This is a genomic window from Treponema endosymbiont of Eucomonympha sp. (assembly GCF_001028545.1).
The window spans coordinates 1-488 of record NZ_BBPW01000545.1; the positions used below are offsets into that span (position 1 = coordinate 1).

The window sequence follows — 488 nt, forward strand, 5'->3', positions numbered from 1 at the left end:
TTCGTGCATGACGGTGGTTCCCACGGCTAGGTGAGCCCCCAGGCGGACTCGGTCGGCGTCACCAATGCGCACACCAGTGGGGACGACAAAGTCAACCATGCGCGGGAATTTGTCGATCAGAAGAACGGTGAAGGGGGCATGGGCAATGCGTGCCTCCATGCGGGCCTTTTCGAGATCGGCCATGCGGATCGGGCCGATCGTCGTCCAGGCATTGTTTGGGAGTACGCCGAAGATGCCATCGAGGTTGATGGTGCGGGGAATAGCTAAGCGGGACGACAGAAGGTGCAGGCGCAAATATGCGTCGGAAACGTCGACCGGCGCGGCGTCGAGATCGATGACAGTGTGCACCACCTCAGTGTGCACATTGCGGATAGCGTCACGACCAGCTTCGGTTACTCGGTGCAGATCAGCAGGGGCGGAAGAGTCGTCGGGGCAGCCCAGCTGAGGCTCAGGGTACCAGGTATCCAGCACGCCCCCGTCCTCATGGA

The 488-nt window shown here is 61.5% G+C and carries 1 protein-coding gene; it reads right to left on the reverse strand.

Translation table 11 applies throughout. The annotated features are described in order from the left end of the window. Positions 1-471: tetrahydrodipicolinate N-succinyltransferase N-terminal domain-containing protein (locus AWU74_RS07980; RefSeq protein ID WP_306701096.1), on the reverse strand; the 471-nt coding region annotated here is incomplete at its 3' end. Positions 472-488 lie beyond the last annotated feature (17 nt).